The 24,659-nt window shown below is 39.9% G+C and carries 18 protein-coding genes and 2 pseudogenes; 8 read left to right on the top strand and 12 right to left on the bottom strand.

Translation table 11 applies throughout. The annotated features are described in order from the left end of the window. Positions 1-44: 44 nt before the first annotated feature. Positions 45-666, bottom strand: a pseudogene (locus tag OXIME_RS03250) (transposase); the annotation flags it as partial. A gap of 81 nt (positions 667-747) precedes the next feature. Between OXIME_RS03250 and OXIME_RS03245 the strand changes: the two are divergent. Further along, positions 748-1,035, top strand: a pseudogene (locus OXIME_RS03245) (transposase); the annotation flags it as partial. A gap of 143 nt (positions 1,036-1,178) precedes the next feature. Here the strand turns inward: OXIME_RS03245 and OXIME_RS03240 are convergent. Both OXIME_RS03240 and OXIME_RS03235 read right to left on the bottom strand, forming a co-directional pair. Then, positions 1,179-1,799: a hypothetical protein gene (locus tag OXIME_RS03240; RefSeq protein WP_393972041.1), complete on the bottom strand. Its 621-nt coding sequence runs from the start codon at positions 1,797-1,799 to the stop codon at positions 1,179-1,181. A 72-nt stretch (positions 1,800-1,871) separates the two neighbouring features. Next, positions 1,872-2,360, bottom strand: a complete 489-nt coding sequence (locus tag OXIME_RS03235) for a hypothetical protein (protein ID WP_393972040.1) — start codon at positions 2,358-2,360, stop codon at positions 1,872-1,874. Positions 2,361-2,703: 343 nt separating this feature from the next. Between OXIME_RS03235 and OXIME_RS03230 the strand changes: the two genes are divergently transcribed. Beyond that, positions 2,704-4,494, top strand: a complete 1,791-nt coding sequence (locus tag OXIME_RS03230) for a DUF2079 domain-containing protein (RefSeq protein WP_393972039.1) — start codon at positions 2,704-2,706, stop codon at positions 4,492-4,494. Here the strand turns inward: OXIME_RS03230 and OXIME_RS03225 are convergent, their stop codons facing one another. The 4 genes from OXIME_RS03225 to OXIME_RS03210 form a co-directional block, all read right to left on the bottom strand. Then, entirely contained in the window at positions 4,495-6,018 is a 1,524-nt protein-coding gene (locus OXIME_RS03225; protein ID WP_393972038.1) for an oligosaccharide flippase family protein, read from the bottom strand. It lies immediately after the preceding gene. A gap of 73 nt (positions 6,019-6,091) precedes the next feature. Beyond that, positions 6,092-6,487 carry a thioredoxin family protein gene (locus tag OXIME_RS03220; RefSeq protein WP_393972037.1) on the bottom strand — a complete coding sequence of 132 codons (396 nt, stop codon included), beginning with the start codon at positions 6,485-6,487 and terminating at the stop codon, positions 6,092-6,094. 85 nt (positions 6,488-6,572) lie between these two features. After that, entirely contained in the window at positions 6,573-7,184 is a 612-nt protein-coding gene (locus tag OXIME_RS03215) for a zinc ribbon domain-containing protein (protein WP_393972036.1), read from the bottom strand. Positions 7,185-7,198: 14 nt separating this feature from the next. Further along, a complete protein-coding gene (locus OXIME_RS03210; RefSeq protein WP_393972035.1) occupies positions 7,199-7,336 on the bottom strand; it encodes a hypothetical protein in 138 nt (45 codons plus the stop codon). Between the two features lie 11 nt (positions 7,337-7,347). On the opposite strand from OXIME_RS03210, the gene OXIME_RS03205 reads away from it, so the two are divergent. Both OXIME_RS03205 and OXIME_RS03200 read left to right on the top strand, forming a co-directional pair. Continuing rightward, complete coding sequence (locus tag OXIME_RS03205) at positions 7,348-9,222, top strand: hypothetical protein (RefSeq protein WP_393972034.1); 1,875 nt, start codon at positions 7,348-7,350, stop codon at positions 9,220-9,222. Between the two features lie 133 nt (positions 9,223-9,355). Further along, positions 9,356-9,907, top strand: a complete 552-nt coding sequence (locus tag OXIME_RS03200) for a class I SAM-dependent methyltransferase (protein ID WP_393972033.1) — start codon at positions 9,356-9,358, stop codon at positions 9,905-9,907. A gap of 56 nt (positions 9,908-9,963) precedes the next feature. On the opposite strand, the gene OXIME_RS03195 is transcribed toward OXIME_RS03200, so the two are convergent. The 3 genes from OXIME_RS03195 to OXIME_RS03185 all read right to left on the bottom strand — a co-directional run bounded on the left by OXIME_RS03195 (position 9,964) and on the right by OXIME_RS03185 (position 14,730). Continuing rightward, positions 9,964-10,470 (bottom strand): D-glycero-alpha-D-manno-heptose-1,7-bisphosphate 7-phosphatase, encoded by a 507-nt coding sequence (locus OXIME_RS03195; protein ID WP_393972032.1) that lies wholly within the window; start codon positions 10,468-10,470, stop codon positions 9,964-9,966. Further along, positions 10,430-13,216, bottom strand: coding sequence for a hypothetical protein (locus OXIME_RS03190; protein WP_393972031.1), 2,787 nt, complete (start codon positions 13,214-13,216; stop codon positions 10,430-10,432). Before OXIME_RS03190 ends, OXIME_RS03195 begins: the two co-directional genes overlap by 41 nt. Positions 13,217-13,731: 515 nt before the next feature. After that, complete coding sequence (locus OXIME_RS03185; protein ID WP_393972030.1) at positions 13,732-14,730, bottom strand: hypothetical protein; 999 nt, start codon at positions 14,728-14,730, stop codon at positions 13,732-13,734. Positions 14,731-14,861: 131 nt separating this feature from the next. Between OXIME_RS03185 and OXIME_RS03180 the strand changes: the two genes are divergently transcribed. Together OXIME_RS03180 and OXIME_RS03175 are read left to right on the top strand one after the other, a co-directional pair. Beyond that, positions 14,862-15,608, top strand: coding sequence for a carbon-nitrogen hydrolase family protein (locus OXIME_RS03180; RefSeq protein ID WP_393972029.1), 747 nt, complete (start codon positions 14,862-14,864; stop codon positions 15,606-15,608). A 91-nt stretch (positions 15,609-15,699) separates the two neighbouring features. After that, positions 15,700-17,475: a prolyl oligopeptidase family serine peptidase gene (locus OXIME_RS03175; protein ID WP_393972028.1), complete on the top strand. Its 1,776-nt coding sequence runs from the start codon at positions 15,700-15,702 to the stop codon at positions 17,473-17,475. A gap of 739 nt (positions 17,476-18,214) precedes the next feature. Here the strand turns inward: OXIME_RS03175 and OXIME_RS03170 are convergent. After that, complete coding sequence (locus OXIME_RS03170) at positions 18,215-19,378, bottom strand: M20 family metallopeptidase (protein WP_393972027.1); 1,164 nt, start codon at positions 19,376-19,378, stop codon at positions 18,215-18,217. Positions 19,379-19,539: 161 nt separating this feature from the next. Here OXIME_RS03170 and OXIME_RS03165 point away from each other — a divergent pair, with 161 nt between their 5' ends. Beyond that, positions 19,540-20,469, top strand: coding sequence for a hypothetical protein (locus tag OXIME_RS03165; protein WP_393972026.1), 930 nt, complete (start codon positions 19,540-19,542; stop codon positions 20,467-20,469). On the opposite strand, the gene OXIME_RS03160 is transcribed toward OXIME_RS03165, so the two are convergent. After that, positions 20,453-21,139 (bottom strand): uracil-DNA glycosylase, encoded by a 687-nt coding sequence (locus OXIME_RS03160; RefSeq protein WP_393972025.1) that lies wholly within the window; start codon positions 21,137-21,139, stop codon positions 20,453-20,455. The two genes, OXIME_RS03165 and OXIME_RS03160, sit on opposite strands and share 17 nt — an antisense overlap. A 112-nt stretch (positions 21,140-21,251) precedes the next feature. Here OXIME_RS03160 and OXIME_RS03155 point away from each other — a divergent pair, with 112 nt between their 5' ends. Continuing rightward, entirely contained in the window at positions 21,252-24,593 is a 3,342-nt protein-coding gene (locus OXIME_RS03155; protein ID WP_393972024.1) for a thermopsin family protease, read from the top strand. Positions 24,594-24,659: the final 66 nt, after the last annotated feature.

Genomic DNA, 24,659 nt, shown 5'->3' with positions numbered 1-24,659 from the left:
TAATAATATTTTCATATTGTAAATTGTAAAGTGTGTTGCACAAATCAATATGCATGGATCATTCCCTTCATGATGTTGTAGTACTGCACCTTCAGTGCTATCTCCTGAACAATATATTCAGGTTTGACCGTCTTTATTATTTTACCCACAGTTCTCTTCAGACCTGAGAAATATATTCCTACATTCCAGCGTTTTCCATATTCCACGGATTTCTTTTACTTGGTTTCATAGGTCTTTTATGTGAATGTAACAACCTTAACCCTTGCAGTTGATCCTCTGATCTATGAGGAAGCATTCTTCCCGAGAGGTATTATTGCATTCCATCCTAATGAATTGAATATTGACTTTGAATCATATCTATTATGGCCGAATATTCTTCTTATCCCCTCCCTGATTGATTCCAGTATCTTCATGCCCTCTTTTGCATCATGAGCATGATCATCTGTTATGCTGAACGCCATAACAGAGATATCATGTATGGATATGACAGTATGGAGTTTGCACCATTCTTTTCTTTCCCTTTTCCATTTTGATCCAGGATAGTCAACGCGTATTGTGAACACAATACACTTCCCTCAGTTTTGCAAGGAATGTCATGAATGCATTTGGTGTCCTGAAGGGATGCCCTTTCCTTTCCCTGTTCTTAATTAACAGCAGATTCTTCCATTAAATAAGAATCTGCATGAAAAATACCGAGAAAAATTTGAACTGTTGTAGAGATCTGATCTCAACAATGCAAGGGGATATGCCATAAAGGAGAATCTCAGGAATCTATGGCGATCCGGGACAGGGGAGGAGGTCAGATCATTCTGGAATGACTGGTACGGATGGGCAAAACGTTCCAGAATTGAACCTGTGAAGAGAGTTGCAAGGATGATGAAGCACCAACTTTATGGCATACTCTCATATTTCAAGCATCATATAACAAATGCAATTGCTGAAGTCATCGACATAAAGATAGCAACAATCCAGAAGATGGCTTATGGATACAGGAACATGGAAAACCTGAAAATCGACATATACTTCCATTGCTGAGATCTAGAAATAAAGGATTTAATATCTATTGAAAAAAATACATCCCACAAATGTGGGAAGAACCGATTTAAAATAACTGGCCTATATAAAAGTTTTTACAAATACAAATATGAAATATATATGGGAGTTGTTCTCCGGGAGGCCTAGGATGCTGGTGCTAGGCCAAGGTAATACGCAACAAAAACGCCCTGTGCATAGTCTGTTGGCACAAGATCTCCGAGACCGAAGAACGCCTGATATGTGAAGGTTCCCCCTGGAGCTAGACTTGTGGGAGGTTCGTTCATACTACTCATCGCAAAATCCCAACTGTCATTGTAGTATGGTGCGCTTGTAACAAGAGGTTCCATATATTTGACAAAACCATCAATTGTAGGAGGAGTTGTATAAAGATCACTCATAGGAAAAGTTGTGTTTGGGCTAATTGGCTGAATTGTTTTCACATATGCACCAGCTGAGTTTATAGAGTAAGTATCCAGCGTAAAGTTGGTCAAACTTAGTGTGCTTTTACCATTATTCATGACAGTTACATTAAAGATAACCCAGGCTCCATTCACGAAGTCACTTACATCAAAAGGTATGTAGTTGCTGTTCGATTCAACATTGAATGTATCAATGTTAGCATTTGTGTAAAGTCCATTATTAAGTAAAAGGGCAGGTGTTCTGCTTCCATTTAAGAACGTTCCAACCATAACTCCTTGAACATCTGTAGATACACTGCCACTGCTAGCAGGATCTGAACCAAGTACCAGTTTATCAATCGGCATTACACCTGGCAACATAACCATGTTAAGGGAAAAAGTTCCTCCCGCAATTCCAGCTCCGACTGAGAATGCAATTTACAAAGTTATGGTTGGGGAAACATAATATCCTATCGTCGTCTGTGTGGATGATTTGTTAAGCTCGAAACTGTGTTCAGCGCCAGTTGTACTTATCACTCCATTCACGAAGCTAAATGGAGCATTGGATATGTAAAGGACTGTGCTTTGAGGCAGGGGCGTGCTGGTACTGACTGTTATGTTGAATGATCCCGTTGTCGTGAAGTTAATGTCAAGAACATTTATCTCATAAATAGTCTCGTTGGTCATAACGCCGAGACTAATGTTTCCCAATACTTCATTAGAATTTACCATGTGACTTATCCACCCAAATCCTGCGGATTTGTTTGCTGCCAGATAATTCCAACCTGGCTGTACAATGAAGCTGTCTTTTGCTTGCACATCATGGCCTGCAACTGATCCTGCGATCATAACATCCGCCACTGCTACTGCCGGAAGTATGGTTGCCACTGCTGCTACCATAATCAACATCAGCTTTCTATTCATCATTATACACCCCTTTTATAAAATAAGTTTTCATACGTTTTTTAATGATCTAGTATTATAAAAGAAAATATGAATTTATGATATAACCTAAAGATACATAGATCACAATATAGAAATTTTCTCAATATTTTGCAGAAAGACAAAGTTGCTTCTCGGTGTTATCCTTATCTATGTCTGGGTAAGTATGTGTTCTGTTGATATATTACCTGCTTATCACGGCTGATTCCCAGGTCTCATTTCATTAGGCAATGTTTAAAACCAGTTCTCTGTATTGGCCACTTCACCAACAATTTTTAAGTCATGGTTTTGATGAGGTTGCACGAAGAAATATCCTGAAATATTATCGTTGGTACTGATCATAGCAATAATTGTCAATGCAACTGTCTATTCATACCTAGCAATAATGAAATATGTTGCAATGAATGCCAGTGTATACGATCTGGGGGTCAGTTCGCAGCTTTTGTATTATGTTTTCCATTCAAGCCTGTCTTACAATCTTACCCATATCACATTCAACAAACTGATCTATATTCCCCTTGCAGTCATCTATCTTGTTTATCCACATCCACAGACAGTACTTGTGCTTCAGGCATTTGTTATTTCAGCGGGTTCCTATCCTGTTTACCTCATTGCCAGACTTAAGTTTAAAAATGATAGAACTGCTTTCATGGTGGGATTGACCTATCTCCTTTTTTACCCTCTCTACGGACCACTTTGGTTTGATTTTCACTTTATGGCACTCTTTCCCACACCCTTTCTTTTCTCATTCTATTTCTACCTGAAAGGAGAGAAGGGAAAGAGCCTTGTTTTTGGAATTATTGCCTCAATAACTGATCTTCTGGCGCCTGTGATTGTGGGGTTTTTTGGGATATATGCCATCGTGGCTAACCGAAGCAGGAATAATCATGTTGATCTGAAAGCCACCGGCTTTCTCCTCCTTCTGTCGTCAGTAGTCATATTTGTAGCCGCAAACCTCTATATCGGCCCAAGCTACGCCTTATCTTTTGCAAATAACTCTGTCTTTTCCTCCACATTTGCATTCACACACACAACCAAGCTTTATGAGGCGGAGTTTTTCCTGTGGCTTATGCTCCCCATGTTATTCATATGCATATTTGCACCAGAGATTCTTTTCCTTATCCTTCCGTTTGCCGCACTGGCGTTTACTAACTCTTATTTCCCCTATGTGGAAACAATGTTTTATCAGTATACTTCACTGGTAGTGGCTCAGATATTCATAGCGTTCATATTTGGCGCTGAAAGGCTGGCAAAGAAATATGGGAGACATGGAATAACCGTTAAGAGGGTTGTTGCGGTTGTCTTTGCTTTCAACATATTCCTTGCAGCCCTATTTACCCCGGTTGGTGCAGTTGCAACAGGAGGCATGAGTGATCACTCTCTGAACTATGATCTTACAGGCAACCAAAACAGTTATCCCACTATGGTCACCATCACCTATCACCAGTATGAATCCGGCGTTATGAAGCTCTCTTCCCTGGTGCCTGAATATTCATCCATAATAATACAGGATAACATGCCCCAGCTTACTGCCGGTTACCACTGGGCGCTTCCCGACTTCTATCCGAAGGTGAAAAATCCGGAATTTGTAATCACTTATCCATACAGTCCCGCATTTTACAGCACATATTTCACACTTGACATGAATTATACAATGCTGAATGAGACAAATAAAATATTCATGCCCAATCATTATGGGATAGTTGGAGAGGATTATGGTGAAATACTCCTGGAACGGGGATACACAGGACCTGTAAAGCAGTTCATCCCCATAAATGAAACCATGCATTATTCAGCTTTAACACAGAACAGCAATGCTGGGAAGAGAAGTGAATCCATCGTTTACAGAACGTCATTTCTTGCCCCCGGAGATTATGAGATTAAATCATCTTATCCTGGAATAAATACTACAGATACGCAACTGAGGATAACATTCAACAATTTTAATGGAACTTCCCCATTACCGGTGCAAACCATGAATTCATCCCCTAATGGGACATTAACCGCCATGATCCAAATACCATACTACATGATGAATTTGGAATTTACACTTTCCAATAATGGTAATGGAATAGTACCTTCATGGCTTCAACTGGTACAGAAGACTCCCGGAAAATAATTATTCTTCCCTGAACTGCTTCATTATCGCCTTTGGCATGAATGATCTGATCAATGAGGCGATATCACTGAATGAGGTCTCTCTCATTGCAATTGCAATCAGAAAATAGATGGCAATGGCGGCTATGCTCAGAGGTGCCAGAATCAATATGTTTTTTGGAGAGACGAAGTGCACTACAAGCATTATGAATGCCGTCTGCACAGCAGCTGGTATTATGTGCCTGGCAATATGGAAATTATAACCTGTCTTGTCCAGTTTCGACAGAGATATCCGGTAAAGAAAAGTGTCCAATATGGTTATTGATGTGGTGGCGACTGCCGCCCCCACAGCACCCAGCGAGAAAAAGGTAATTCCAAATATGGCTGGCGGAACAAGAATCAAAATTAGGGCAATGTTTCCTATGACAGAGAGAAAATCTATAATTGCAATTCTTCCGGTTCTCTGCCTTGACATTATGGCAGATGAATACGGGCTATTTATTGCCGAAAAGTAAGTCCTGACAGAAAGTACTGTCAGGATTGCACTGTACGCGATATAAGCCTGGCTGAATATATTCATAAAATACTCTGCAAGCACTGCAAGATCAACCACAAGGGGGAGAATAAATAGTGAGATGAGCCTTTCAAACTCCTTTATTGTCTGTTCATGCTCCTCCCTCTGATGTTCCTTACTTATCCTTACAAGCATGGGAAGAAAGAAGATGGACATGGAAGCACTGATCGATGCTATAACAAGTGCTATATTTTGCGATGAGAAGAAAGCACCTGTTGCGGTAGCATGCCAGTAGAACTCTATGATAACCTTGTCAATGTTACCGTTGACGGTTCCAACAACTGAGACCAGGGAAAGGGGAAGAGCCAGAGCAGTATAGGCCTTCAGCATCTTCCTTGTTGGCCTTGCAATCTTCCAAGGCCGGCCCAGAATAAATGATGTCAGGAAGTATACTGCATAGGAGACGCTATAGGCTGCTGCAACCAGAATAGCCGGAAAATATCCTGCATTTGAGAGTATGCTGTACCGTATGGCCAACCCAAGAGCTATGAATACTGAATTTCTCAATAAAGCTTCAATGACAGGAGGAATGGCAATTCTTGTCGATTTCAGGTTTGCCACATAGAATGTTTTTGTGAAACCGATGAAATTTGAGAAGAAAAAATATGGAATGAGGACAAGAATAATCCAGTACTCTACCGGCGACTGAAAACCTCTGTGGAGAACATGTGTCCAGATCAGGAGTGATCCTGTGACAATGACAATGAAAAGAAAACTCAGAATAAGCTTGATTGTAAGATATGTTCCATTGCAGGTCTCAATTTCCTCCCCCTGAGAAAGTTTTATGTTATGTGCGGTTGAATACCCCAGATCCCCAAACAGAGAGAGGATCCCCACAAACCCAATCCCGAATGAAACAAAGCCCCAGTCAGTTGTTCCCACAAAGCGTGTTATGAAGAAGAGCCCTACTATACCAAGAATCGCACCAATGATATTTTGGACCAGTATAACAGGAGATCTTCTGGATAACAATTCAGCACGCTGATTATCAGGAAATAAATAATCTTATTCATGTTACTATATTTAATGCTATTTTTCCTTCCATTCAGAGATCAGCAAGATGTCTAAAAGATTGAAACAGTGTCTCTTGGGAAACAACACCAATCATGGTATCAACAACCCGTCCGTGATAAAACATCAAAATTGTCGGCACATAATCAATGCTGAATAGCTTCATGACAGTTGTGGAATTGGTAGCAACTGCACGTCTGCACCTGATCACAGAAGAGTATTGTTCCGAAGCTTTGCGGAATACTGGCTTCATCATGGTACAGGGAAGGCACATGGGTTTCCAGAACTCAACAGCGAGTTTAACATTTGACATCAAAGTAGACGCAAATGTTGCATCGTCTATTTCAGGAATATTATCCGTTTCATCAGCATCAGGAGTATATGAACTCTCGGTATGTTCAATCTTATCATAACTCCATGTCCGCTTCATGGTCAGCAATTGTAATTAAAGGCTTTACTTTACCGGTCGGTCTGATGGGCAATTGAAGAAACTTTTTCCCATAAAGGGTTGAATATCAGAACTGATGTCCGCAACTATAACAGTACCTGGCATCGGCGGGGACTTGTGCTCCACATGATGGACACGTCTTTGTTTCAGCGGGAAGGTCTTCTCCATTTTCACTTTCAACATAGTTTGGGGACCTGCTCTGTTGCTTTTTCTTACTTTCATTATAGAGAATATTTATATTTGCTCCGGGAGTCTTTGCTCTTGCCATCTCAATCTCCCTTTTTTTCTCATCTTCCTTTTCCCTCTCTGATTTCTCTGTGTACCTGCGCTTTGCCTCTGATGCCCACTGCTGAATGGATCTTGCCCAAGCGTCAGGTTCTTCAACAACAAAATCCACGCCATTTGTGGCATTGTCTCTTTCGTAAGTTATTGTAAGAATTCTTTTTGCCCAGAATTTTAGTTTCGGTTCCGATCCAGCAGCATCCTTGAGCTCCGTAAGCTTGAGTTCCAGATCTATACGCGGGGGAATAGCCTTGAACAGTTTCTTCTTCCCTTTTCTTTCATAGATTACCCTGCTGTTGCTCAGGTACAGCGTACCATCCGATACCTTGACTCCGTGATCGATCAGGGTTGCGTCGCTCTTCATTATTTCATGCTCATCGCTGTTATATATCGGCATTCATTATCCATATCCTATATTGATATAAATTTTTCACTAAAATATTTTTTGTATTCATTTTCAACCGAAGCTAAATATCTCTTTGCCATATTTCCCGCTTTAACAACATTGAGAAAAACTCTGCCAGAAAGTTTTATTTCTACAAATTCCATAATGGAGGATATTGAAAAATTCAATCAAGTCTTACTTCGCCAACAGATCAAACCGGCATCTTGCCCCTGTTGAATCATACTCTTCAGGAAGGATCTTCATGCTTTCTGCTGGTACTTCCCTTTTGGTTACACCGTTTTATATAAACACAATTTTTGGTTACACATCTCTCCCTGCAATTATTTTGGAATTTGTAATGTTCATAACCTCTTTTTTCCTTTTTTTCCTCCCCCTTGCAGGCATATATAAACCGGATTTCATAGCTGGGTTAACAATTTATCTCTTATCCTTTTCAATAGAAGTTTTATCTTTCTACTTTGTTCCTGGTTCTTCCCTTCTCTTCTTGGAGATAATCTTACTGTGCATTGCTGTTACACTTGCGCTGATCATAAGCCAGTATAAGGGGTACGCGGAGAGAATACACCTAAGATCATTCATAATTGGCGCAGTCATTACATCTCTAATTATCCTCTTCATAATGCTGATGAATTCGGTGCCTTTTCCTACTGACGAATCTGTTCTCGATTACTACTCCGCAAAGTACTTTCTTCATGGTATCAATCCATACATAAAAGGCACCCTGTATGGACTCCTGCCCAAGATGGGCTTTACCTTCGACAGAACAACGCCACTAACAATTGGGGGGTTTGTGCAATCTTTAGGTTATCCTGATCTAGCATTCATTTCATACATCCCTGCAGTACTATTTCACATAAAGGAGGCATTTGTTCAGATACCTCTCTATATAATTCCATTTCTTCTTGTATCTTACAATTTCCGGAAAAAGGGCTACTCCAACTACATTCCATTTGCAGCACTTGCCATATTTTCCGCAATGCCATTCTTCTATGAAGGCCTGACCACTGGGAACAGCGTATTCTGGGTATCCCTTATCATGGCCTCCTACATATTTGAAGATAGATCTGCAATATCTGGAATAATGCTTGGACTTTCGTCTTCATTCAAGCAGTTTCCTCTCATAGTGTTGCCGTTTCTCATAATATACATGTTAAAGAGGAAAACTAAAAAAGGGTTGTCCATCTGGTTTACTTCTTTTGTTGGATCTTTTATCCTGATAAATGCATATTTTATTTTTCTCAACCCCATGGCATTCTTCACTTCCTTAATATCCCCTGAAATGTCAAGCCTGATAGGAGTTGGATCTGGAATATCTCAGCTTTCATTTGCGGGATTTTTACCAATATCAAGAGAGTTTTTCTTTCTTATTATGCTGTATCTTATCATATTCTTCGTGGCTGCATACCTGATATATTTTAACAGGCTGAAGTACTGCCTTTTCATCATACCGGTTATCATTTTCATATTCAATTACAGGCTTTTTGTCCAGTATGTTATGTTCTGGCCTCTCATCTCCCTTCTTGTGATTCCAGGGATAATGAGGGAACATGATATCAGAGATACAACCAATGGGATTAAAAGATCCATTACAGGTAAGGTTTCTGGACTTTCGCCTACCAGGGCAGCCAGGAATATAGCAATAATCTCTATTATATTTCTAATTGTCCCCACGGCGGCATTTCTTGAGGTTTCCCATGTAAACAGCTATTTCAGCATAAATTCAGTGCATACGAATAGCGTTCCGGAACTTAACACAAGTGTTGTGTATGAAATGTCTGTCAATCTGACATATCACGGATCCGGAAACGACAGCATCCCTGTTTTCTTCAGGATAATGCCTTACGGCCCTATGACGAATATAAACAACATGATATGGCACAGTACAAACAGATCCCAGATAATTGGCATTGATCAGACACAGACTTTTTTAATAGTACCCTACAATTCAACACAGTTTCTGAGAACAGGCGAGGAATTTAGATTAATAGTCTATTTTGGAAATATCATAGGGGAAAAGACAGTATCCTGATTTAAAGATGGATTGAGTTTTTTTTTCAAATAAGGTCAGATTTCCCCTGGAAATTTTACATGCAAGGATGATTGCACGTTCATCTAGACTTCAGACAAATAATATACTTATTCGTTATAGAGACATGATATAAATGGAGTGGAATAACCATAATTACGCACGTACCACCGAAATGAGAGAAAAATACATACCATTCGCCAATGTTGATAAATTCTTGGAACTCAAACCGGACGACAATCTTCTGGATGTTGGACCTGGAGACGGATTCTATGCCCTTACTCTTGTAAAAGAAGTGCCACGGGGAACAGTTACTGCAATGGATCTGAATGAATACTCGGTCAATGAGATAAAGAAGGGGAAGGAGGCAGGCAACATAAAGAATCTTGTTGTATCACAGATGGATATATGCACAGTTACAGATTTCAGCCATTATAGTAAGGTCTTTTTCTCAAATGTGTTCCATGACCTGAAATGCAGGGACAAGATACTTGATCGCATGATAAGCACCTTTAGAGACAAGACTCGCATTATTTTCATAGAATTCAAGAAAGAATCCGCCATAGGTCCTCCTGCGAATATCAAGATAAGCCAACAGGAACTTAAAGATACAATGAAAAGACATGGGTTTTCTTTCGTCAAGGAGGAGGAACTCACAGAACACTACATGCAGATGTACACCATCTGATTCGCTATCCTTTCCATCATATTATTTGAATGATAAAAATTAATTATAAATATAGTTTATTTTTTCATAAGAATGAATTTCATTCCTGTTCTCCTGGCAAGTTCTCCATCCATATCCTCCCTGTCTCCCGCCATTACGGAATTCTTCAGATCAATCCCGAGATCTTTGGCCGCGTCCATGACCATTCCTGTCTTAGGCTTTCTGCACTGGCAATTTTCATCTGGTTTATGAGGACAGAAATAGATGGCGTGCACATTTACACCCTTTGACTTGAGTTTACTGGTTAATACATTATTGAATTTTTCCAGATCTTTTCTGGTAAAATAGCCACGGTTTATCCCGGACTGGTTTGTTACTATAACAATGAGGTACCCCATGCCTGCATACTCCTTCATGAGTTCAACAGCATCTTGGTAAATAACAATTTTAGAAGGATCTGCCGAGTATGGCACATCCTCTATTATTGTGCCATCACGGTCAATAAAAAGAGCTTTTCTTAACGTGCCCATCAATTGATCTTTTTTATTTATGATTTTTCCCCTCTGTTTTTGGATTCCTTCCATTCATCTTTCTCCCGCATCCCGGGCATATTCTTTTCCTCTTCGGCCATGTTGTGCCGCAGCTCAGGCAGGGATAGTATGATCTTTTTCTTATGTCCATATAGTAAAGCAGGCTGAGAACAATAAAGACTGAAGATGCAAAGGTATACCCTAAATGCTGTTCAAAGAAACCAGAAATTCCACCTGTATATGAGAAGCGAACTAAAATTAATGTGGAAGAATTTGATATGTTAACTGTTTCACTTCCATGATATGGAGAATAATACCTTAAAGAACTGAAATTTAGTGTATATAGTCCAGGTCTCAATTCCACCTGAAGAAATTCAGTACTGGTTGCAAATATTGAATTGTTGATTGCAACTTTCCATGTTGTATTTTGTGGAAGGCCAACCTCTACTAAATCCAGGTGATAGTAAATAACATGGAAGAAGACATAGAGATTTATCATGGAACCATTGACATTGAAGACCAGGCCTTTATCAGTGGTGTTGAAGCCATAAGGGCATTGAATGGAGAAGAAATAGGTACCATTTGGAAGATTGATGAAAATTGTTCCGTTTTCACTGGTATAACGGGATGTGCCGTTAAAAATAGCCCACTGATCTTTATCAGGTATGCCAATTCCCTTTATTGCAACATTATAGGTGGATGCATTCACCGAAGATTTTTCAGGTATGCTGTTGAATGCAGAAATAAATGAGCTGTAATGTCCGCTATTAGGGAAAGGAAGGGAAATCAGTGATTCCACCTCTGTTCCATTGCCTGTATCATTGAAAACGGTCTGAAATGACTGGTTTGAAGAACCCGAAAAGCATTCTGTAACATTCTTACTTTCCACAGTTCTCTTCCCATTCTTCACAAGAAATACAACTGGAGCAATCCCTTTTATATAGGGTGATAAGCCCTGTACCTCTGCATTGATGGAAAGGCTTCCGTTTGAATCTATCCTATCCTCCAGTGAAGTGGAAATGCCGGCAGTTGAATATATTACCTTGTCTGCATGAATTTTCCACACTGTTTTGTTTGAAAATGGATCGTTCTCGACTGCATATAGTGTTACCTTGTAAAGCCCAGTGTGGATATTGATTCCCGGAGAAATATTGATGGTCCGCCTGAAATCTGCACCCGATTTTACAATATGGGGGGTTAGATTCCATGAACCTACGTTTGCTGTGCTGTTGGATACAGTTATTTTAATCAAGGTGAGATTTGATGATCCCTGCATGGAAACGATTGAAATGTTGATACTGTTTTCAATGCCTGAAACCATATCTGGTGCACTCAGATTAAGTACTGGATAGGGGTCGGTGTATGTCATATTCAGCGATGAATAGAAGTCCAAGGATTCAAAGGGCTGGAGAGAGAAATAGTGAATAAATCCAAGTGTGTTATCTCCATAATCCCCCATGAATTCCGGGGAATTGGTTCCATTCTGAAGTGTATCCAGTAGGGCATAATGTTTTGAACCGGCCGTACCATTGAGTTGGTGCATCCCGCCGGGGAAGGCTAAAAGCATTGAGTCTATCTTTCTGTTCCATGAAGTGGTAGCATTGCGTATTTGCGGATCAAGAGATGTGGATGTAATGTTGTTGTCTGCCTTAAGTGGGTCACCAAACTGGTTTACCTGTGTAACGTTGAGTATTGAGAAATAGGCAGCAATGGAATTGTTGTAAACATATACTGGAGGAGTTTCTCCTGACATATCAGAAGGGATCTTAGTTCCAATAGCATAAAGATATGAATGATCCCGAAGAAATATAGAATTCTTTTCCGGATTGGGAACGTATGAATAGACGTAGTAAGGATTCATATTCAGGCTAAAACTGTCCTGGTATGAAAGCCAAGTGCTGTTATAAAGATATATTCCAAAATTATTCTGGCCTATAAGTGAAACAGTATCGTTGGAAAGAAGGGTGATGTTGATATTTCTCAGGATGATCTGTTCACCCGACTGCTGGAGATGAATGGAGAAATTTGAGGATGAGTTCAGGACCGAAACAATCTCTGGTCTATTTTTTATTGAAATGTTGAATTTAGCTGACACGGAAATAACGGGGGAACTGTGGGCAGGAATGTTGTAGTTGTAAATGTCCTCTCCAAACAGCATGAATGAAATATTTGACATTGTAGTTGTGTTTCCTATCTGGTAATTCAGTGAGACAGATATGATATTAACCAGGGAATCGGGCTGGTATACCCAGTCAGAAATAGGGTCCATATTTCCGGTCTCCTCCAATGGAATATTGTTCATGTTCAGGCCTCCGGCAATGAATTCACCTACCTGGTTGTGCCTCTCCAGCCCTGAGAATGATGAATTGATTGAATATATGTGTGAATTCGAGAAACTGTATTTCAGGTCTTCGAAGGACTCATTCAATGCCTTATAGGGAGATTTAATGGAAGAGTTGTATATTCTCAGCGATGCATTATCTCCTTTTATATATCCGCTGAAATTAAGGCATGAATTCTCCATTAAAAGGCCTGTACTGTTAGCGGAAGAATTTCCGTAAATGTTCAGTAAGATTTCTGAATCCGTTGGGTCCTCAAGGACGATGCTTGAGTTAATGAGAATCAGTTCCCCTTCTACATTTATGGAATAATTATACGCATAATCGGGAATAAATTTCACAATTGTGTTTAGAAATTCTAGGGATGAACCGGGATTGACTGTTATATTCTGTTGAATCTGATATATATCAGTAGAATTGTTCTGCCCTATGATTCCTGAATCCACAAATCTGTGGTTCATATTCGCTAATGAAATTGATGTATGATCACCCTGATAATACTCCCCTTGTTGGTATATGTATGTCGTGAATAATAAAAGAGTGATAATTGCTATCACAGTAAAGGTATTCAATCTCATGATTCACAGAGGATATGTAAGCTATATTATATATTTGGCATAAGACCATAGATGGGAAATTGTGTATTTGCAACTTATTACGGAATAAGTATATTTTTATCACTTAATACCATTATTTTATAAATATCAATAAGTGCAGGAAATTCCACTTTTGCATGAATAAATAAAGGCTACGTCATATGACTGAAGAATTTTGCATGCAAGGGCAGGGCAGAATGAACTATGTATTCTTAAATGGATGTTTTCTTATTATTTTTTTAGAAGTTGTTATATATCAATAAAAAAGGTTTGGTTATACTTATCTTAATTTACTAGCTCAAAATATGATCCTTGATAAAGTACATCTGTGAATTTCATCTAAATTATCCTGAATATATCGCAAAAATATACATGCATTGTCATGGCTTTCCCATTGTGCTTACTGACCTGTATTCTATAATGGAATCTTTGATGTCTCTGTAAAGCTTGCTTTTTTCCATGAGATATGATGCCTGCTTATCAGTTATCCTGAACCTTATGGGCATATCAGTTGTCTCTATTCTTGTGTATTCTTTGAGCACCAGTGATTCAAGAATTGATTCCAGGACAATAAGATAGTTGTTTCGATCAAACTTGTAAGGCTTTACTGAGGAGATTTTTGAAAGTACATAAGCTGCAGTGTACAGTAAAAAAATTTTAACTGAAAATTTCCCGTTTCTGGAATTCAGGAGGGGTTTCAGATCCCCCCAGGAATGATTGCAACCAATAATGAGGTCTCTCAGGTGGATAAGTCTTTCCCCAAGCTTATCAACACCCATATTCACACAGTCAGGGGATGGTAAATAAAATCCCCCCCTCCCATCCTCTGAACCAATGAAAGGAAATGCCAGGATTCCATATGAAAGCGCTATTCTCGTATAGAGATCGATGTCCTCGCCATCAGTAAGTTCTCTCCAGCTTCCCACTTCCGAAATTATCATTCTTGGTATTATTGCAAGAGGAGAAAAAACCATCTTCTTAATTCCTGATAGTATAAAATTGTGAATCATATCGGCGAGATCAAGGTTGTAGACTGTCCTGGCATCAAACATTATCAGAAATTTTCCAGCACTGTTTTCAACGGCAGCCTTTTTTCCATACCCCGCGTTGCTATGATCAAGAATAACTTCATTGAGTTCAGGAAACATTCTCATAAGGTGAAGTTTCCCCTCCCCTTCAGTAACCCCATTTAATTCGCCTGTTACAATTATTTCATAGGAGAAACCAACCTCCTTCCCCATATTGTCGATGCTCCTTATACTGTCTTCATGAATATCCCCAAGATCCGGAATCCAGGAACAGAAAGAGATTATCATCCCATTTCCAAGGGTGTTAACCACCTGGAAGTTCTTTTTTATGAGTGATTCAAGAATATCCATGTATATTGATATGATCTATATTCTTTAAATTTTATGAAGTTGGAATACTGATGATGACAACGTTATTCATCTGCCATGCGTTTCAACTCTGTTGGTATTGCATGGATGTGACCGTATATCAGACTGAAAGAATGAAACTAATAGAGGCGTTTGAATACCTTGGAAATTTTAAGAAGGAAGATTTTGCCCCAGATTCACTATCAATCATGCCGGAGAAATGGATAAAAGACGTAATTGATGTAAATTCTCAGGAATTTACCAACCTGGTACAGATGCTGGAGAATCTCTCTAATGCACCTAATTGCGCCATTGTTCCTGGCAGCATTTCCCTGAAAGAAGATGGAAATGTTTACAATGCGTCTCCCCTGATACTCAGTGGTCATCTTTTAGGATGGCAGAAAAAGATCTCTCTATTCAAGATTGAGAAGAAAACTTACAGTCCAGGCAGGGAATTGTCTATTTTTCAAATTGCCAGGCTGAAACTTGGAGTTGCAGTATGTTACGACATAGATTTTCCATATTATGCAAAAAAACTTGTATCCCTTGGGTGCGACATAATTGTAAACCCATCACTGATCCATTCAGATTTTACCGATATGTGGCACCTTTACATAAAAGCCAGGGCCTTGGAAAACAGGATTCCCATAATATCTGTAAACTCAATTTCTTACCCCTTTCTTGGAAACTCAATCGCTGCTGATCCTTACAGTTCAGGTTCAGGGGCTCGACTCAGGGAACACATTTGTGGTTCAGATTATAGATCAGTTTTTACCATTAATCCGGAAGACTCTCAACAGATAAGAAGAGATAGATTCAATGAAGACCCGGGAGATTATGAACTGGCATCCTATGACCATTTCGAAACCAAGTTCAAGTAGAGGAATATTCTGTAAGACTATTCTAAACTATTTTCCAATAATTCTAAGGCAATGATGCAAAATTTTATAGAAATACAAGGCAATCAGGATTATGGAACCGAGAGATATATATTCCGTTAAAATTCTGGGAGAACCCGTAATTTACCAGGAATCAGTTTTTTTTACAATGAAATGGATAGAGTCTAATGAATACAAAAGCTCCATATTCGTGCTGAAAAAGGGAAAGAAAGAACCTGAAAGACTCACTTTTGGAGGTAAGGAAAGGTCTCCACTTCCAGGTCCTGAATATCTTTATTATATAAAGTCCGGGGAAAATTCAGATATCATAATGGTGATAAGAAACAACAGTGAACCTATTGAGCTTGTAAAACTGAAAAAAATAGAAAAATATGAAAAATTTGGACCGAGCCTTCTTTTAATAGGGGTTGAGGATGCTCCAGAGGATAAACCTTTTGTAGCCAGCAGGCTTAACTACAGGTTTGATGGGAGAGGACTTATCAGAAGCAGAAAATCCCTTTTTATATTCAGTGAGAAAGTTGAGAAAATTCTCAGTGGGGATTATGATGTTACAGATTTTGCGGTACAGAATGGGAGGATATGGGTAACCATAACCAACGAAGGAAATGATGCGGGATTGAGTGATATATATGAAATGGATCCATCAACACATCAGCTTACAAAGGTTACCTCTGGATCAGGCATTGTGAATTCAATGGCTGCTCTTCCAGATGGAGATATTGCCTATTCGGGTCATAGGGAGGGAATCAAACCATGGGCTCAGAAAAGACTGTTTCCCGGATTGAAAAAAGACCCTGTTGTTATTGGAAAGTATACAGGAAATGGATCTGTCATTTCAGATTTGTTTCTTGGATCAAGGGAGAGAATGTTCTGGGATAATGGACTTTATTGCTGCGGTCAAAGCGGAGGAACAGTATCGCTTTACAAATACACTGATAAAAAGATTAAGGAAATCGCTTCAGGTGATTTTACAATTCAGGATTTCCATGTTGACAATGGAAAGATTGCATATATATACAGTACACAGGAGAAACCATCGGTGCTTGTGTTCCAGAATTCTGAATACGATCCTAACCGTGAATTCAAAGGTGTGAAAGGGGTTAAAGTCCAGTCTGGAAACGTGGAAGGTTGGGTCATGAAACATGGAGAAGATGATCCAAGCATACTGTTCGTTCATGGAGGTCCACATATGGCTTATGGAGAAAGCTTCATGATAGAATTCCAGTATTTCTTCAACCAGGGATACAATATATTCTTCTGCAATCCAAGAGGCAGTGCCGGTTACGGAGAAGAATTCTCTGCCGGTTGTGTTAATGACTGGGGGAAGGGACCAGCTGAAGATATTTTTAGTTTCATAGAAAAGGGAAAAGAAATGGCAGGATTAAAGGGCAGTTTTGCAATTACAGGAGGATCCTACGGCGGATTTATGACAAACTGGATGATTACTCATAACGACTATTTTAGGGCTGCAATAAGCGAAAGATGCGTATCAAACCTTGTGAGCATGTGCGGAACAAGCGATATTGGGTTCTGGTTCAACGCTGTTTACATGAAAGTCGACGATCCCTGGACTGAAGAATCCATTATGAAACTTATGAAATCATCCCCCATTATGAAAATCAAAAATGCAAAAACGCCAACAATGTTCATACATGGTGAGAATGACTATAGGTGCCCCATAGAACAGGCTGAACAGATGTTTGTAGGCCTTAAGATGAATGGAGTTGATACGGAACTGGTAAGATACCAGGGAGACGGGCATGAACATGCGAGATCAGGCAAACCCGGTAACATGATCAACAGGCTGGAAACAAAGAATAACTGGTTCAGAAAATATATGAAAGGATGAAAATCTTTCTATCCAGATAATATTTTGAAATCAGCCTTAGAACTGATGTGCTGCAAAACTGCATAAAGTGAATGTAGAACTTTGGCTGCCAATTTTGTACAAGGCTTAATTAAACCACTTAACTATTGTTTTAATGAACGTAAATGGAAATATTACTGCAAGCCGCAGTTGATAATTATGCATTGTAGCCGGAGTCAAAGTATCCAGATCCCCGATCTAATTTTGATCCATTTTATTATACGAAAATGGGTTGGACTGGTACACACTGAAAGTATAGTGGTGTTTTGTAACACCTCTATACTTGTTCTTATATCTCTCTTAAATGTTTCTTACTGGTAATGAGTGCATTTTAGGGTTATTTTCATGTTCTTCCTCTCCATACTGATCAGATCCGTCATGAACCAGGCATAGGATGGACTGGGCTGAAGGAGAAATTCCTCCTAGAAAAGATGTTCCTAGATCTGTAGAAGTTCCATATCAGTAGATCAGAAGGATAAATTAAGAAAACTGGAAAAGACGCAGAGAGAGAAAGACATTCCCTCGCCCTCGAACCAATACAGTGGTGGCAAAGGCAGAGAGTTCAGTTTGGTTCTTAATCAGATCTTAGTTAAAATCTCCATTTTTCAGGCATGATATAGGGATATACCGAAACAACTGATTCCAAATGAGACTGACATGAACATCCTGATGAAATTCACTACTGGACGAACCGGATAAAGTGGTTGATTGGAAAGGATTATTATTTGGAGAGCAGATCTACGGCGGTTCTATAAAGTATTTCAGTACCGTATTTCATTGCATCCTCGTCAATGTCATATGTAGGACTGTGCTGTGGGCTTGTAATACCTTTCTTCTCATTCCCTACCCCCAGGAAATAAAATGATCCGGGCTTCTCCTGAAGATAATACGAGAAATCCTCACCACCCATTGATGGATTGGGATGGAGGACTTTATCCTTTCCTAGCACATCCTGAGCAACTGCCTCAATGACCCTGGCAACCTTCTCGTTGTTGATAAGTGCTGGGTATCCTTCAATATATTCAAATTCGTACCTGGTATGTGTTGCATCACACACCCCTTTCAATATATGTTCAAGTTCCTTTTTTATCTGTTCCTGTACACTTTTGTGAAAAGTTCTTACTGTACCTGTCAACTCAGCATGTGCAGCAATTATGTTGTATCTGTAGCCTGAATTGAATGTCCCAACCGTTACAACAGCAGGCATATATGGATCCACCTTCCTTGAAATGATTGTCTGTGCCAGATTTACGAACTCTGCGGCAGCTATCAGGGCATCCACAGCCTCCTGAGGTGCAGAACCATGCCCTCCCACTCCGTGTATCTTAACCCTGAATTCATCGGCGTTTGCCATTGCTTCGTGATAGAAAACTGCAGCATAACCTGATGGAATTCTTGATTCAACATGCTGTCCAATTACAAAGTCTACATTCTTAAGGGCTCCGCCATTTATCAGTTCCTTGGCCCCTCCGGGAGGGAGTTCCTCTGCAGACTGGAAAAGCAGCCTTACCGTCCCCTTGAAGTCACGGTACTTTGTCAGGAGCTTACCAACACCCAAAACCATGGTTATATGAGAGTCGTGGCCGCATGCATGCATCACCCCTTTATTCTGTGAAACATATTCCACTTTATTTTCCTCAGTAACAGGCAGTGCATCTATATCAGCCCTTACTGCCACCATCTTCCCAGGGTACATTCCCTTGATATCAGCATAAAGGTTTGTATTCCCCACCCTTACAGGATTCAGCCCCATTGATTTCAGTTCGTTCTCAATTCTATTTGCTGTTTCAATCTCTTTGGTGCTGAGTTCCGGGTGTTGGTGAAAATAACGCCTGGTTTTAGTCATGTAGTTCTCAAGTTCACTGTCTACAATAGAGGGTTTCATAGCACATAATCTACAATGTGGTTAATATTTATTTCTGAAAAAATTCAGGTTGCCCATATTTTCCATAAATAGCTGGTCAAAGAGATGGATCAATGTTATATGAGGATAATTTTCATACATAATAACAAAATAATTTAAGTGTATTCAGTTCATGCATAGACGTGATTCTGGATGCAAAGAATACTTCTGTTGTTCTTCACAGAGAAAAATTAGGATTTAAATTATTTATCCCCGGCAACTTTGAATATAGGGATATGAGCCTTAGGATAAAAGACAGAAAATGGGATACGTTTCGATTTTTCTCTTCGGTAGACGGCATTAGCCTGAGGGTGAAGGAGTTCTTTTTGGACTGGTTTTACACAGGCTTTCCAAAGAGCTTGCTCAGCAGCTTCATTGGAACCTATTCCCCTGTTCAGCATGCAATAACAAAAAACGGGATCATTTTTTACGGAAAAAACTACAGGGGGAACGATTCAGTATCACTGAATATAAATGGCACCCAGATTGAGGTAGAGAGCACTGTTCCAGCACCCATTAATCTGTTCATGGAACTGATAGATGATCTTCACCCATACCAAGGTGTGGATTTTGACTGCAGCATGCCTTTCCTCAGAAGGTCCTTCTATGCCGCAGGAAAACATGGAGACTGGTATGAGGACAATAGAATCTCAAGGATGAAATGGGAAAACCCAAGGAAAGAGGCAGTGATTAAAATTGCGGGGATACAGCTTTCAGCTTCATCTGTAGGCAATTTTGGGAACGGTGAATTCCACAGAATAATAGTTCTTGAAAATGACTGCTTCAACAAAGTTTCCTGGATAGACTTCTGCACTTTTCCCAACAGCATTGACCAGTCCTTCTACAATATCAGGAAAGAATGCTGCCTTTTTGACAGTTTTATATTTGAAGAGAATAGAAAATATGTTTTCAGAAAAAATTCCGGACCTGCACTCTACCAGTTTTTTAGAGATGGCCATCTGTATACTGTATCTCTCTCCCCCAATATTCCCATTCCTGAATTGGAATACTGGAAATCTATTGAGGATCTCATAATGCAACTCTGTTGGGACACATTCAGGGCATACCAATAGACTCTTTCATTTTCTTAAGCGTCTCTATGAATGATTCCCTGCTGAGTTTTCCCGTGTTGACATTACGGGGGCTTGGATGATAGGCGCAGAAAATATTCACATTTCCTACTGTTACGTAATCACCGTTCCTGAACTTGAGTCCCCGGGTATTGTATCCTTCTGAAGAATAATAGTTCAGTACAGCCTTGAAGGCGAACTGCCCCAGGACCAGTACTGTTTTAAGGTTCTTCATAGCTTTCATTTCAAAATGGAAATATGGTTGGCAGTTCCGTACCTCTTCAGGCAGTGGTATATTGTCTGGAGGGACGCACTTTACTGGCGCAGTTATGTATGTGTTGTAATAGATCAACCCATCCCCTATTCCAACACTCTCAGACTTATTAGCCAAACCAACCTCATAGAGTGATGAGACAAGGAAATCAGAGCTCTTATCTCCAGTAAATACCCGACCTGTACGGTTCCCGCCAGAGGCAGCAGGAGCAAGGCCTACTATTAAAATCATTCCGTCTATATCTCCGTAACCTGGCACAGGCTTCCTCCAGAACTCTTCCCCTTCATATCTCTTGCTTCCAGAGAGCACTGTTTCCCTGAAATCTACAAGCCTGGGGCATTTCCTGCATTTCACAAGATTGATCTTGAATTTTTCCATGAGTTTATCTGAATTTTCCATGAAGTATTCCCTTATGCAGTTTAGCGATAAAAGGGATTTTTAATTTCCCTCTTTCAACTGGAATTATCCATGTACCAAAATAGTTTAATAAGTTTATTTTCATTTTAGGACCATGCCGAATAGCAGAAAACTGTACATTCTGATTTTTTCAGTGGTGGCCGTAATAGTCCTTTCATCTTTTATGGCCGGTTTCCCCCAGGTTGCCAATAATTCTGCGTCATTGAAAGGTGCGCCCAATGGATTGGGGGGAAGCGTTTCCAGTAAGAACCTTTCAGGCAATCTTAAATATGTCAGCCCTAAACTGAATAATTCCAACACAGAAAACAGAAGTGCCACAAACTGGTCCTCAATGAGGGATACTGTTCTGTCAAAACTAAATTCCCTGAACATTCCTTCTGCTGCAAAACTTCCTCCAAATTACGATGTCAAGCCAAATTCAGAAAATGGCTATATTTACCTCCCCTCTTACACAAGCGCTCCAGCACCAATGGGAATTGCCAGTTATGGCATTTCAAACAGTACCGGAAATCTTCAGCCAGACGGCTACAATACCCAGAGCTTTAACGCAAGCATCACCATGAACTCTGCAAATGAGATGTATATGGATGGAGATGCAGTTCATACTTTTTCCATCCAGTTCAATGCGGTACTGAACAATGTAACACTATTCGGCCACAGAGGCTACCAGTACTGGACGCAGAATGTTGTGGACTATTCCACCATGACACACCAGCTTACCTTTATAGACAATATATGGAATTTCTCATCACCCACGGCAGTTATAACCGGGAATGAAATTCATTCAGGAAATGGCACTGCCGTTCCGGGTGTTTATTATTATGACATAGGCCCATCCTTTACCGTAAATTTCCCATTCACACTGGACCTATATCTGACCACCGCAAATATAGGAGGTTATAATACTGTCTTCTTCAATTACACCATAATAAACACAGCCTCCACTGGCAATATTTCCACACATAGCGGATCATTCGACCGTGTGGAATTCAACTCCACCGGTGCAAATAATGCTGTTAAGGCAGATCCGGCAAATTTCGCAGTAAGTGGAACAACTCTCACAGATACTGGATATGTGCCCATGGATGCAGAGCTTATCCTGGGAGGTGCAGGTGGTGGTTCAATTGCTGAATTCAGCAATATAAACGCTACTATGACAATGAAATATATCCCCATGGGAGGATATTCATACAGATATATTCCTTCGGCCTATGATGTTGGATCAGAAACAGGGGAAACCTCGATTGGAATTTCCGAATATTATTCCGGCAATGTTGCACACCTTAATGCTGGACCATCATTTGTCGAAGGACTTTGGAATATTTCAGGCAATCCCGGACATGCGACTATTTCTGGCACGCTTCAGCCATCAAATGGCTTTATCTTCATCAATGCGGGAAACAATATTGATAACGGAACTGCCCAATGGTCTCCAACAAACCCCAACGGAACATTTAACTTCTATCTGTCTCCTGGAAACTATTCATTGGAAGCCATGATGAGTTATCATAATCCTTTTTACAATGCCTCAATAACTCTGGCCTCCAATAAAGTAAAAAACATGGGGAAAATTTATCTTGAACCCAATGTGAGTGCCGGGATCTACACACCATTATATGCCTTCAGCAATTCACAGCTTGCAAATTTGAGCGCATCTGGCGACGGTAAACAAGGCGAACCGTATAAAATTCTTGGCCCAACCTATTACAGTAAAAATGGAAAAACTGTTCCTGATAAATTAAGCACTGTTTTTGCCCAGGTAGATGATTACTTGTATCCAGTCTTTTATGGAATTATGGTCTCCGGAACCACAGCCAATTCCACTTTTGAAGGATTCTCCAGCAGTGGGGGTTCTCCGGCATTTCAGATCAGCTATAACACATCCCTTCTTGCACAACTGGTTGAAACATTTGGTGAAGTCCCAACAAACTACCTCCAGATGGTCTTCTACAATTCATCCGGTATAGTGGTGACAAACAATACACTTTCAGGATGGTTTTCATCTGTCACCTATACCAACTTTACAGCTTACAACATCCCTCCTGTTGCAAACCTCATACTGTGGAACACAACCAACAGTCTTGTTGAACATAACAAATTCATGAGCCAGGGTTCTGCTGTGCTGATATACAATAATAATGCAACAGATTCAGGCAACTACGTATGGAACAATAGCTTCAGCAATTACGGAATCATATCTGCCGGTTCCCTGTTTGGATATGCCCCAATCGGCCTGATTGTTGCAAGTTCAGGAAATACAATATACAACAACATATTTGATACAACAATTCCTGTTGTAAGCCTTGAAGGGAAGGATGGTAACCTGTACACTGGCCTCAATGTTACATACCATAACCTTTTCAATATAACGAGGGAGAGTTTAAGGGCATATAGAAATGTGGATGGGTGCAACCTAACAGGAAGCGCCATTCCTTCCACATACCAGGGTGGGAATTACTATTACAACTATTTTGGAAACGGAAAACAGGGCTATAACGGATCAGGAGTGGGGCTGGCATTCAATGATCAAAATCTGATCAACGGAAGTATAAATTATGCCAACGACAGTGCACCCCTTACACTTTATGGATATTCGGTAACCGTCAATGACAGCGGTCTTACTGAAGTTGATGGATATTTTGATATAAACAACGCCATATATCCAACTGACAGTGCGGGTACCCAGATATACCTTCCAAATGGAACTTACAACCTTGCTGGGATTTCCCTAATCTCTAAACAGGTTAAATTTGTGCCAGAACTTTATCAGGGTGCACTTGCAAATCCAACTGGTGATTTTGTTGTCAATGGTCCTACAGTTAACATGGTGGTTGCTTATTCGGTACTTTACAATTTGACTGTTTCTGAGACTGGACTGCCTGCAGGAACATTATGGGGATTCTCCATACCAGAAATTGATCAGGGATTCATATCTACTAAGACCAATGTGTCATTTTACATAGCACCTGGAAATGAAAAAAAATATGATCTACTCCCCCAGGACCCCTATGGTTATTATGCCACAGATGTCCCTTCATTCTATGTATTACATCCTGGCCAAATAATCAACATTAGCTATCAGTACAGCAATTCTCTTGTAAGTTCTTATATAGTCCTGTTCAAAGAATCCGGACTTCCAGGAGGTCAAAGCTGGTCAGTTGATTTCAACGGAACCCACTATTCATCGACCACCAATACAATTGAAATAACAAACGTCACAAACGGGAACTACAATTACACAATCTCTGGAATTGCAGGTTACAACCATATTCCTGACGGTGTAGTTTCAGTGAATTACTCCAGATCCTATGTGAATGTAGTGTTTCAAAAAACATCAGCAATACCTCTGATTGGATATGTTTACATTGGAGTTGGTACGGTTGCTGGAATTGTTATGGGTGCGTTGGCCGTTTCATATGTTTTAAGGAGAAAATGATTTATATTTTATGCACAATTCAATAACATGAATTAAGAAATCTATAAATCATTCCCTTAAATTGAA

Origin of the sequence: Oxyplasma meridianum (assembly GCF_038024865.1) — an archaeon.
GTDB classification, from domain to species: Archaea; Thermoplasmatota; Thermoplasmata; order Thermoplasmatales; family Thermoplasmataceae; genus Oxyplasma; species Oxyplasma meridianum.
This window is presented reverse-complemented; position numbering and strand designations above follow the sequence as displayed.